Annotated in this window: 10 protein-coding genes; 1 reads left to right on the forward strand and 9 read right to left on the reverse strand. The window is 61.3% G+C overall.

Annotated features, from left to right (window positions below):
• Positions 1 to 155: 155 nt before the first annotated feature.
• The 3 genes from FJ404_09995 to FJ404_10005 all read right to left on the reverse strand — a co-directional run bounded on the left by FJ404_09995 (position 156) and on the right by FJ404_10005 (position 4,115).
• Entirely contained in the window at positions 156 to 1,724 is a 1,569-nt protein-coding gene (locus FJ404_09995) for an FAD-dependent oxidoreductase (GenBank protein ID MBM3823200.1), read from the reverse strand.
• A gap of 1 nt (position 1,725) precedes the next feature.
• Positions 1,726 to 2,703, reverse strand: a complete 978-nt coding sequence (locus FJ404_10000; protein ID MBM3823201.1) for a hypothetical protein — start codon at positions 2,701 to 2,703, stop codon at positions 1,726 to 1,728.
• A gap of 92 nt (positions 2,704 to 2,795) precedes the next feature.
• Positions 2,796 to 4,115 (reverse strand): asparagine synthetase B family protein, encoded by a 1,320-nt coding sequence (locus FJ404_10005; GenBank protein MBM3823202.1) that lies wholly within the window; start codon positions 4,113 to 4,115, stop codon positions 2,796 to 2,798.
• Positions 4,116 to 4,357: 242 nt separating this feature from the next.
• On the opposite strand from FJ404_10005, the gene larA reads away from it, so the two are divergent.
• On the forward strand, positions 4,358 to 5,620 hold the full coding sequence (gene larA, locus FJ404_10010; GenBank protein MBM3823203.1) for a nickel-dependent lactate racemase: 1,263 nt from the start codon (positions 4,358 to 4,360) through the stop codon (positions 5,618 to 5,620).
• Positions 5,621 to 5,746: 126 nt separating this feature from the next.
• Here larA and FJ404_10015 read toward each other — a convergent pair whose 3' ends face one another.
• The 6 genes from FJ404_10015 to FJ404_10040 form a co-directional block, all read right to left on the reverse strand.
• A complete protein-coding gene (locus FJ404_10015; GenBank protein ID MBM3823204.1) occupies positions 5,747 to 6,730 on the reverse strand; it encodes an NAD(P)-dependent glycerol-3-phosphate dehydrogenase in 984 nt (327 codons plus the stop codon).
• On the reverse strand, positions 6,727 to 7,380 hold the full coding sequence (gene plsY / locus FJ404_10020) for a glycerol-3-phosphate 1-O-acyltransferase PlsY (protein MBM3823205.1): 654 nt from the start codon (positions 7,378 to 7,380) through the stop codon (positions 6,727 to 6,729). Before plsY ends, FJ404_10015 begins: the two co-directional genes overlap by 4 nt.
• 207 nt (positions 7,381 to 7,587) lie before the next feature.
• Complete coding sequence (locus FJ404_10025) at positions 7,588 to 8,346, reverse strand: hypothetical protein (protein MBM3823206.1); 759 nt, start codon at positions 8,344 to 8,346, stop codon at positions 7,588 to 7,590.
• A gap of 69 nt (positions 8,347 to 8,415) precedes the next feature.
• On the reverse strand, positions 8,416 to 9,612 hold the full coding sequence (locus FJ404_10030) for a lactonase family protein (GenBank protein ID MBM3823207.1): 1,197 nt from the start codon (positions 9,610 to 9,612) through the stop codon (positions 8,416 to 8,418).
• 298 nt (positions 9,613 to 9,910) lie between these two features.
• On the reverse strand, positions 9,911 to 10,369 hold the full coding sequence (locus FJ404_10035; protein ID MBM3823208.1) for an acyl-CoA thioesterase: 459 nt from the start codon (positions 10,367 to 10,369) through the stop codon (positions 9,911 to 9,913).
• A gap of 2 nt (positions 10,370 to 10,371) precedes the next feature.
• Positions 10,372 to 11,700 carry a glycosyltransferase family 4 protein gene (locus FJ404_10040; protein ID MBM3823209.1) on the reverse strand — a complete coding sequence of 443 codons (1,329 nt, stop codon included), beginning with the start codon at positions 11,698 to 11,700 and terminating at the stop codon, positions 10,372 to 10,374.
• Positions 11,701 to 11,785: the final 85 nt, after the last annotated feature.

An 11,785-nucleotide genomic window follows, 5' to 3' on the forward strand; every position in this document is an offset into this window, starting at 1 on the left:
ATTTGAGGTTAAAGGTGGTGCGAGTGCCGGAACGGGATGAAGGTGGGTAAAAGCAATTGAGAAGGGTGAAACTTCGGATCGAGACTGTGATGATATCCCCAATCACCGTGCCCTGCATGCCATCGCAGACGAGGGGAAATCGATCAGCTCGATCGCTACGCTCCAACGAGTGATTTCAACCTTGCTTCCACCACTTGCGGTTGTAATCCGAATTTGTCGGCGTTGCGTATTACGTCCTGAGCGTCTACGGGATACCAGCAGGGCTTCCGGAGAACGCTGAGTCCTGCCGCGTCGAGGGGGGCGATGGCTTGGGGGATGGCCGTTGCCAGTTCGGAGCGTAGAGTTTCCCACGCGCCCTGGGCCGCAGCTTGGCGGGAACGTTCGCAAAGCTCCCGGCATGCTCGAGAGAATTGCGGCTCTTTTCGCAGCAAGAAGGCTGTGGCTTTCTCGCTCACACCCAGACGCCAAGCCAGTTCCGAGTAACTCGCCGCTGCAAAATAGAGCAGGGCCATGCGCTTGAACGACGTGAAGTCGGGCAGCACTGCATAGAGCGCCGAAACCAAGTCTTCTGCAGAATCCAAATCCCGAAGAGTGTCTTCCTCGTAGTTTCTCAAACTGGCATCCCATTCATTCCCGTCACGTTCAGTCAGCAAGGACACGAGCCGGAGAATCCCCCACAAGGCCAGGGGAAACCCCGTGGAGAGCAAGGGATCGATGAACCCCGCCGCCGAGGGAAGCAGCGCCCAACCAGGCCCGACAACGCGACTCGCGCGATAGCCCACCTCCGGCATCCAATGCAAAGCCGTTTCCAGCCGCGAGCATGCGAAATCTTCGGCTATCCCCGGGAAGGTCTTCAAGAGTTCCGCCCAGGACTCCGGTCCAGGCCGCCATCCGTGCTTGCGTTTGGCTTGCCCGGTCCAGACGCCGCCCGCGCTCGTAAGGCGGTTGTTGAACCGCAGGATCCACACCCACCCCCCGTCGAAGAGGTGATGCACCGCGGCGTCATCCGGCGCATAAGGCGCTCCGGGTCCCGGCGGAAAGCGCTGGTCGATCCGTTCGACACCTGAAAAGTGCGCGAACACGGCCTGCGTCGCCGGCATCCAGCGCGGAGGAGACTCTTCGATTGGCAACAGCCGCGACAGCGCGCCGCGGGGACCCGTTGCATCGACGACGAAGCCTGCGGTGCAAGACTGGTCATGGCCTTCGTGAGACCATCGCAAGCGCGAGCGCGAAGCATCAAGCTCCACCGATTGCAGAGCACATCGATCCGAGTAGTGGACACCGCACGAGACCGCGAGCCGGGCGGACCAAGCGTCGAAATCTGGACGATACCAATGCGTGTCCGCCACTTCGTCGTTGGGGCTCGCGGCGACAAGCATCTCGTTTTCACGCAAGGTCCCCGGTTCGAATTTCTGACCCGGGCGATGATGATAAAAAGTAAAGCCGCGCTTTAGTCCGCAACCTACCTCGGGATGATGCCGCTGCCAGGTGCCCCATTGGGTGAACGGGATCAGTTCAGGCAGATCGAACCGCCGTCCGACCTCCTCCAGGAGCAGATTGGCCAGCGGGGTGGAGGATTCGCCGATGGCGAATCGCGGATGCCGGCCCTTCTCGAGCAACAGCACTCGCCGGCCGCGCCGCGCCAGTGCCGACGCGAGGATGGATCCGCCGAAACCCGCGCCCAGCACCACGACGTCGAAGTCTGTTTGCCGCGAAGCTCTCATGTCACTCCCTCGGAAAGTCCGCCGAGGCGTCGCACTTGGGACAAAGCACCGGAGCGCTCGTCCTCTGTGTTCGATTCATGTTCTCGAGGTGCTGCCGGCGCGCCTCAAGGCAATGGTGGCAACGGCTGAATTCATCGAGGTTCCAAAGATCGGACAGGATCACCGCGGGGCGGAAGGTCTGGTTCAAAGCGTCCGACAGGCAGGTTTCGAGCAGAGGCAGAGAGGGTGGGGTGAACAGCCCTTGAGCTGCCAAGGATTCCATCGCGCCGTTGCCCGCCCGGGTTGGAATGAGTGTGACGACACGAGCTCCTTGCTCGACGGCATGGCGAACGGAACGCAGCGTCCATTTTCGCGTCATCGCGGCATCCATGAACGGCGGCTGCACCAGCAGGAAGGCGCGCAGATCCAGATCCTGCTGCTTGATCCAGTCCGCCGCGCGGTCGAAATCGCGCACTTCGAACCCTTTGTTCAAGCGATTCAACACATGCGGCTCGACGGTCTCCAGTCCCAGCGCCAGCTCCAGCCTTGGCCCCGATCGTTCGGCGTTCGGCGTGGTATTCGAGGGTTGAGCAGGAAGGGGCGGGGAGAAGCCTGATTTCAAGAGAGTTTTGAACTTGATTACGCCTGCGCCGACGAGCCTGGGGTGGCATTCGACCACGACCCGGTCAAAGTGTCGCACCTCCCGTGCGATCGTTTCCTGATCCGCGAGAGGGATGGCCCGCGGATCAAAGAAGCTGCCGGCATTGTAAAGTTTGACCCAGCATTCCGCCGGTGACGTGGAAATCCATTCCACAACCTCTGGACGGTTCAGGGCTTCATGGACCTGGCTGGAAACCCAACCCGAGGGAGTGGCCTCCGGGAAGGTGTGTTTCCACAAATCGCACATCGTGCAACGCCACGGACATTCGCGATTGATCAGAAAAATCGTAACGACCCTTGCTGCCTCCCGGCAGCCGTCGGGCTCAGTTTCAAGCAACACTTCCGCCCGGCCCATTCCTGGCCGGGGCCGGGACACGGCAGGACGCTGTGCGAGGACCCAGGCGTCCCTCTCTCTTTTCCCTTCGGGATAGATCAAGCGTAAAGCGCGAGGAACCGCTTCCGATAGTGCGCCTCTTCCGAGGGCAGTCTCGATCGCATGGTTTCTTTCCTCACAGCGCCATGTTGGAATCGCCGCTTCTCGAAGACGGGCATGGTCTTTCCTGTCCAGTGTTTCACCCCTCGGGCCACGATTTCGCCTTTGAGGCTATAAAGCGTTGGCACGTCGAATCCGGTCAAGGCAATGAAAGGGATCCCTTCCGCCACCTCGATGACAGCAGGCTGTGTGAATGGGCTGAATCCGTCGAAGCCGAAGTAGCGGCCCGGCGCGTAGGTCCTGGTATAACTCCGGCTCAGTCCACCCGAATAGGTCAGCGAATGTTTGATTTTCCCCACGCCCCAGCCTTCTTGGTACAGCATGAGGTTGTTGACCACGCTTCGAATGGTGAGTTCGGGGTTTTCCTCGATCGGATAATCCTTCAAGTTTTCGTCACCACCGTCGCCGTCCAGAAGATGCACCCAGTGGGGGTAGCGCTGGCGGATCCCCCGGCAGAGGGCGATGGCCATGCTGGCCGACTCGAGATCGAGCGGCTTGTAATCCTCCACGATGCGGATGGTTTCCGCGACGTCCAGCATTGCGAGATCGGCCTCGATCGGTTCCAGAAACATTCCTAAGTCCAGTGCCTCCAGGAAACGGCGCGCCTGATCGAGATCGGGGCCGTCCTCAAAACTCAGAGTGAATGCCTTGAGCCGCCCGGGATGCATGCCGAGTTTCTTCATGACGTGCAGCGTCATGAGAAAGACCGCCCCGCTATCGATGCCGCCCGAGAAGCAGACGCCGACCGGTTCTTTCTCTGGGATTTGTTCCAGCCGCATCCGCAGGATTTCGGCGAGCGCCCCAACGTATTCCCGCCCGATGGCGTCCAAATCCGGCGGCAAAACGTTCCGCCGCGGTGTGAAGAAGCGCGTGTAGCTCGGATCTGGGTCTGGACATCCCACCAGTTTGATTTCCACGACGTAGTGGGCTGGCACCATGCGGGTGTAGCTCGGGTGAAACTGTTCGTGTAATCCCTCCTTTTTCAACTGGGCGTGGATGGAATCGATGCGGTCCGCCACGATCAACGCCGGACCCTCGTGGCGTTTGGCCAGGAAGTAGCGCATCGGCCGGTCCAGGGAGCGGCACATGCGCACCGTTTTGCCGTCCCGGGCCAGCAGGGCGAAAGATCCCCCGATTGCCCGGACGGCTTCCGGGTCGCAGGACAGGACACGGGAACGGGCTTCGTCCTCGGTCATGTTGTGGATGTGGTTGAGGGCGGGATCCAGGAGATCCACCACGCGTTCGACGTATTCGTTCATAAGCAGAGCGGGATAGGGTCGGGAGCATCCGCGAATCGTGCGGTTTGTGGCAAGCCCACGGTGGTGAACCGCTCGATTCCATGGGCGGCATGGTAACCGGCAAGTTCCATTCGTGCCACTGTGCGATGCGATGTGACAGGCCGATAGCACCGTCGTGCTCCGGGGATGTTTCGCCGTCTGTCAAAAGGCCGCTGGCCTAGTCACTGAAGTCCGCGTAAGGTTGACACAACGATTCGCCACCCATGAAGGTTTCACTCGCATACGGACAAGGCCACCTCGACGTGGATCTCCCTGACGGACGCACGACCGTGATTGAACCGCGTTCTGCTCCGGGGTTGGCGGATGAACGCGCTGCGATTCACGACGCCCTCGGCTCTCCCATCGCCGCCAAGCCGTTGCGGGACTGGATCAAGCCCGGGGACAAGGTCTGTATCGCCTTTACCGACATCACGCGTGCCACGCCCAATCATCGTTTGATTCCCTGGCTGCTCGAACACCTGGATGGGATCCCTCGCGAGAACATCACGCTGCTGAACCAGCTCGGCACTCATCGACCCAACACTCAGGCCGAGCTCGAGAAAATGCTCACCCCGGAAGTGGTGAGGAACTACCGCGTGCTCAACCATGAACCTGAGAACCCCGGCGAACTGGCCGCCTTTGGTGTCACTCGCGGAGGCGTGCCCGCTCTCATCAACAAACACCTGGCCACGGCGGACGTGAGGATCATCACCGGATTCATCGAGCCCCATTTCTTCGCGGGGTTTAGCGGCGGACCGAAAGGGATCATGCCGGGCTGCGCGGGGCTTGAAACGGTGATGAGCAACCATGGCGTTCAGAACATCGGCGATCCGCGGGCGGCTTTTGGCATCCTCGACGGCAATCCGCTGTGGGAGGAGATTCGGGACATCGCCCTGCGCGTGGGGCCGAGTTTTCTCCTGAACGTTTCCCTCAACGAACAACGCCAGATTACGGGTGTCTTTGCGGGGGACCTCTTGAAGGCGCACCGGACGGGCGCTGAATTTGTCCGGGAATCCGCGATGCAGAAGGTCAAGGAACCTCACGAGGTTGTGGTCACCACCAACAGCGGATACCCGCTCGATCTCAATCTTTATCAGGGCGTCAAGGGGGCCAGCGCCGCCGCCCGCGTCGTGTGCGAGAAGGGCTTGATCATCCTGGCCTGCGAATGCCGTGAAGGCGTGCCGGATGGAAGTCCTCTCGACAAGCTGTTGCGCAGCGCTTCGAGCCCCGAGGAAATTCTGGCCATGCTGGCCACGCCCGGATTTGTCCGTCCTGAACAATGGCAGGCCCAGATTCAATCCCTGATCCAGCGCAAGGCCCGCCTTCTGGTGTACAGCTCGCTGCCGGATGAGGTCATTCGCCGATGCCACCTCGAACCGTGCCACGACATTGGAGCCGAAGTCAGGGCCCATTTGGATCGTGACAAGCCCGGCGCCCGCGTGGCCGTGCTTCCCCAAGGCCCGCTTACGATTCCGTATCTTGCCTAGCCTTTCCTTTCGCCCGCGTGGTGTGTTTGCGATGGGACGGGAAGCCGGATCAAGCGGGTATCCACCGCGCCGTCCAGATGGAACCGCGTTGCGGATCACCCAACCCTTTCGATGCGTAAACCCGGCTCAGGACTGCTCCGATTTTGATTCGCGCGAGGTGAGGTCCTGCACGGCCATCGTCGCGGCTTTGCCTTCGTGGAGCATGGCATGAACCTGATCGATGATGGGGGTTTCCACCGCGAGTTGGCGGGCCAGGTGAAACGCCGAGCGCGAGGTTGGGAACCCCTCGGTCACGTGGGTTGAGGTCCGGAGAATGGCGTCCACAGTTTCCCCTCGTCCGAGCCGCTCCCCAAAGGCGCGATTGCGGCTCAGTCTTGAAAAACAGGTCACGGTCAAGTCTCCCAGCCCACCCAGTCCGGCGAATGTTTCGGCCTGGGCTCCGCACGCGACGCCCAGGCGCCGGATCTCCACGATGGCCCGGGTGATCAGCGCGGCTTTGGAGTTGTCCCCGAAGCCCAATCCGTCGCAGACCCCGGCTGCGATGGCGACCACGTTCTTCAACGCGCCGCCCAATTCCACGCCTAATGGATCCGGGCTCGTGTAAACACGGAACGCCGGGCGATGAAACAAACGCTGGACCGCTTCCGCCGCGTCGCGATCGACGGATGCCGAAACCACTGCTGTCGGAATATCGCGGCCTACTTCCATGGCCAGGCTCGGTCCCGACAAGGCCACGGGTGATGCGAGGGGACAAAGCAGACGCATCACGCCGCACATCGTGAGTCCCGTTTCGTACTCGATGCCCTTGGTGACGCTTACGATGATGCCTTTGAAGTCGGACAACGCCAGGGCCACCGATCGCACGGCCTGGCTGGGAACGGCCACCACCATGAGTTCTGCCTCCCCGGCGACTCGTTCCAATTGGGACTCGAAGGCGCAAGGCTCCGGAATGGCGATGCCGGGCAAATGACGGACATTTTCGCGGCGGCGGGCCAGTTCCTCGATGTGCCCAGGGTCGTGTCCCCAGAGGATCACGGGGTTTCCGGCCAGGGCCAGGAGGCGTGCCAGCGCCGTTCCCCAAGCACCCGATCCCAAGACTCCGACTTTCACGGGCGAACCTCCGGGGTCGCTGCCTCCGTCTTTTTCGAGCCGAAGCGGTTCTCCGTGCCGTTGAGCAGACGTTGAATGTTGCCCCTGTGTTTGTAGATCGCGAGTCCTCCGATGGCAGCCAGGATCGCGGTCCAGCCCCAGCCGCGATTCATGAGCCAGGCCAGCAAAGGGAGGGCGGCGGCGGCGCAGATGGAGGCGAGTGAAACAAAGCGGGAAAGGGCGAAGACGACGGCGAAGATGCCGAGCGCCGCGAGAAAGACGGGAGTGATCAAGGCCCCGAGAACTCCCGCGGTGGTGGCGACTCCTTTGCCACCTTTGAAGTTCAGCCAGAAGGTGTAATTATGCCCCAGGATGGCCGCGAGGCCTCCTGCCAACGCGTGGCGAGAAGCGAGTTCCGGATCAGCCGATGCGGTGGAGATCCATGCCGCTGCCCAAGGCCCGGCGAAACAGGCGAGGACTCCTTTGGCGGCGTCCCCCAGAAGCACAAAAACACCGGCGGGTTTTCCGAGAATTCGAAAGACATTGGTGGCTCCGATGTTTCCGCTGCCGACTTTGCGAATATCGACGCCCTTGGCCAAACCCATCCAATAGCCCGTGGGAAGGGATCCCAGGAGGTAACCGGCGAGAACCGCCAGAAGATAACCGCTCACCGTCGCGAATCAGCGGCCTTCCAGCATTTGAGTGGGAAGGCCATGTTCCCAGCCTCGCGGGGAATTCCAGGGGCGGGTTGAAACCTGATTGTCCGTGCTGGCGCACCCGGTCATCCACAGGACCACGGCCAGCATTCCAATCATCCCCAAACCTCGTCGCGCGGCTCGCTTCATGGTCGACTCAACAATGTTGGGGGTGGGATGGGATTACAGCCCGGAGATGACGGCATCGCCTTCCACGACGTCCGACTGTTTCCATTCGGGGAGAATGTTGGCAATTGAGCGATCGGAGTGAACTTTGGTCAGGCGGACTTTGGCGACGAGTTTGCCCGCGCGATTCACCAGCATTTCGCCGCGTTCCTCGGCGCCCTGTTCGGAGCCGATGTTCAAGATGACGAAATCGTGTTTGGGATCGATGGCCACGATTTTGCCTTTCAACCCTGCGGGCAACGTGACTTTGGGTTCTTTGTCGCCTTCGAAAGCCGCCAATTTGCGCTGCAGAATGCGGGTGTTACGTTCCAAAATGGTGTTTTCGCCCGCGAGCGCCTCCTTTTCTTCCCGCGCGCTCTTGAGGTCGATCTTGAGTTGGTTGATCTGTTCGATGGTGACACTCGTGGCATTCCAGCGGGCCAAGCCGGCGCGAGCGGTTTCGCGTTCCTCGTTCGAGGTGATGAGGTTGTCGCTGACTTCCTTCAAGCGTCTGCGGGTGCTTTGCAAATCGTTGCTGGCCGTGCGGAATTCATCGGCGAGCTGATCCCGTTCGGCGACGAGCTTCTTTTGTTCGTCCAAAGCCTTCTTTTCGTTCTGCTTCGCGGTTCGCTCATTGCCTTCCGCCGTGGTTTTGGCCGCCGTGGCTTCTTCGAGCTGCTGGGTTTTCTCCTTAAATCCCGATCCGACAACGAGAAAGGCGATGACGAGCGCCCCAATATTCGAGAGGAGGCCGACGATCAAACAGGCTCTAAGCATTGGAAAATGATGGTTGGGTGTTGAACTGTGTTGGGCACACTACTCACGACCTCTTGGGGTGTCAACGTCTCACGCGGTTTTGACAAATCGCACACAAACCGGGCTCGGAACATCCACTTTATGGCCGGAAAAGCGCAAGGCACCCGTGCTTGGATCGATGGCCAGCACCGCGATGGTGTCGCTGCTCTGGTTCTCCGCCAACAAATAGGCTCCCGTCGGGTCGATCGCGAAATTTCGCGGGGTTTTGCCTTCCGTGGAGGCGTGGCCGGCCGGCTCCAGTCGGCCATCGGACCGGACGCGGAATCCGGCAATCGTGTGGTGTCCCCGATTCGATCCGTAAATAAACCTGCCGCTGGGATGCGCCACGATTTCGGCGGTCGAATACTCCGGCTTGAGAGGTTCGCCATCGGGCAAAGTGGAAAGCGTCTGGATCTCCCGCAGCGCCCCGGACTTGGCGTCATGTTCGAAAGCGGTGATGGTGCACACCATCTCATTAATGACGTAGGCGAAACGTCCGCCCGGATGGAACGTGAAATGGCGCGGACCCGATCCCGGCGCCACCGAGGCGGCGGCGGGCTGACTTGCTTTCAAGGTTCCGGCCTTGGCGTCCAGCCGGTAAATCAAGACTTTGTCCAGCCCCAGATCCGCCGCGTAGGCGAAGCGGTTGTTGGGCGAGACATTGATGGAATGGGCGTGGGGTTCCTTTTGGCGGTTGGGATTGGTGGAGGAACCTTGGTGTTGAATGAAACTCACCGCCTCGCTGAGTTCGCCGCCGGGGCCAATCTTGAATGAGGCGACGCTGCCCCCCCCGTAATTGGCCACGAGTACACAACGTCCCGTGCGATCGACGGTCAGATGGCAGGGACCCGGTCCGCCGGCGGAAACTTGATTGATGAGGGTCAGTTTTCCGTCCTTTCGATTGACGCGAAAGGCGCTGACGCCCCCCGCTTTCTTGCCTCGGAACTCGCCCATTTCGTTGACCGAGTAGAGCAGGGGTTTGCTGGGATGCACCGCGAGGAACGCCGGACTGGCGATTTCCGCCACCCAACCCACGGGTTCCAATACACCGTGCGAGGCGTCGAACCGGAAAGCGAAGATGCCTTTGCTTTTGCCGCCGGTGTAGGTGCCTACGTAGGCGAAGAACGAGCGACCCCGATGGCCGCTATGGGCTGCGAGGGGCGGGATCAAGGGGGCGGCACAAACTGCGGCGGTGGCTGCCGCGGCGCGGCGCAATGCCGCCCTGCGGGTGAGGGCTTCGAGCTTCATGCGATGATCCAACACCTTGTCTCCCTCGGATGCAACCCTTGCGTGGTGACGCCAAGGAGCGGTGCCTCCAGAGGATGTCGGTGACCGGGTTGTCGTGGTCACGCAGACCGCCCTGTTTGCTGTGGCGCAGGCTGCCCAGCCTGCGGGGCGACGAAGGGAACCCGGCGCGTGGAGAGCAGGGAAGGGCCTCGTTCTTCACCCGCCGGGCCGACGGGCCGTCGGCGATACGTCAGGCTGAGCAGCCTGCGCCACACGACAGACCCCTTTGGGATCCACGGGCCGAGGGGCGACTTCCCCTTCAATGCACGCGCCGGTCGAAGAGCAGTTCGCCCGGCGCCGGTTCGATGTGAACCGCGATGGAATCAGGGATGGAGGCCGCCTTCATGGCGCCGTTCGAGGCTCTTCGTACACATACAACGGTCAAACCGCCCCGTGCGGTTTCGACGGGTTCCGGGCCTCCAAGGCTGGAGAAGCGAAACAAATAGTCGATGGATTTGGAGCGCTTCTTGGCGACGAGCAACCGGACTTCCACCTCGTCCTCGAAGTGCAGGGGCGCGTGGAAATCGCACCAGGCGTGAACTCGCGGCCAGCCCACGGGAGGCTCGACCTGGCGGGTGACGATGGAAAAACCGAAGGAACGAAAGAAATCGTGCTCCGCCGTTTCCATGAATTTGAAATAGTTCGAGTAATGCATGATGCCCGCCATGTCGGTTTCCGAAAACTCGACACGGCGACGGATGCGATGTTCGAAGGGCATGGCTAGGAAAGGGCCGGGCTCAGCGGAGCACGTGGGGAGGGAGAGGACTTCGGTTGGGGAGCAATCCAGCGGACCAGCCGTTCCGCCATGGCGTCTTCCGTGAGGCAGCGCTCCGCGTAGGTTCGCCCCGATGCGCCGAGGCGGACGGCTTCCTCCGGACTGTTGATCAATCGCGCCAAGCCTTCGGCCAAGGATTCGGAGTTGCGCGGTTCGCACAAAACGCCTCCGCCCGAAGCCTCGATCAACTCCGGGAAAGAGGCGACCTTGGGTTGCACGACCGGCACCCCGGCGGCCCACGCCTCGGCCAGATAGAGTCCGAAAGCCTCCCCATAATGCGCGGGCACGGAAAATACGGAAAGCGATTCATAGAACCGAATTTTCGAGGCGCGATCGAGGTTGGGATGGAATTCCGCGCGATCGAGCAAGCCGGCTTCACCCAGTTTCCGCTTCTGTGCTTCCACGAACGCAGCATCGGAGGGTCCGTGGCTGCCGCCTATCTTGAGCCGGACATTCCCCATGCCTGCCCTGGTCTGAAGCCGGATGAAGGCTTCCACCAGAAGGTCGAGTCCTTTTTCCGGGCATTGCCTGGCGAAGAAGCCCACGACGGGAGGATTCCTGGGGTGGGGATTAGGATGATAGTCCTGGACATTGATGCCGTTGGCGATGATTTGAACACGGTCCGGCGGGAGGTTCATTCGCCGGGCCATGTGTTCGGCAAAGTACCGTGTGGGCGCCGCCAGATAATCGACTTCACGGATGCGCGAAGCGAGTTCGGTCCAGGCTTGGCTTCGAAAAGGTTCTGGCAGTCCGTCGAGGAAGGCGTCCTCGCCTTGCATCATGCAGTAGACGGGCGCATTGATTTCCGAGCGCAACCGCCGTGCCAGACCCACCAGCATGACGTTCGAGAGGCTGATGACATCGGGTTTGGGCTGGGTACGAAGCCAGGCGATCAGGGCGTCGAGTTCCGAGGCTTGAAAACCCTGTTCACCGCGCAGCATCGAGACGGTGAGGTCACCCACGTCGGCGGCTTGTGTTTTGGCCGCCTTGCCCGAGGCCCAGCGCAGCAAGGCCGGATGGCTCAACCAGCGGCGGGCGAAGGCGGGAAGATTTCGGAACCACGCGGAGCGTTGCTCCAAGTAAACGCTGATGCCACCGAAGAACACCGGGGTTCCCAAGCTTTGGTCCGGCGCGTCCAGGGTCATCGGCAGATACAATGGGATCAGCAAGGCTTGATGTCCCTGCCGACGCAAGGCGCCGGCGAGCGCGTTGTCGCGGAAACAGTTTCCGCAATACATCCCCCCCGCGCCCGGTGTGATCTGGACCCAGTTCACGGAAGGTCTTCGTTCTCCACGGTTGGCCCGCTCGGCGACGACTCCATCATGATCCTTTTCCAGTCCGATCGCGTGTGAGAGAGGT

It is taken from the genome of Verrucomicrobiota bacterium (assembly GCA_016871495.1).
Classification (GTDB): Bacteria; Verrucomicrobiota; Verrucomicrobiia; order Limisphaerales; family VHDF01; genus VHDF01.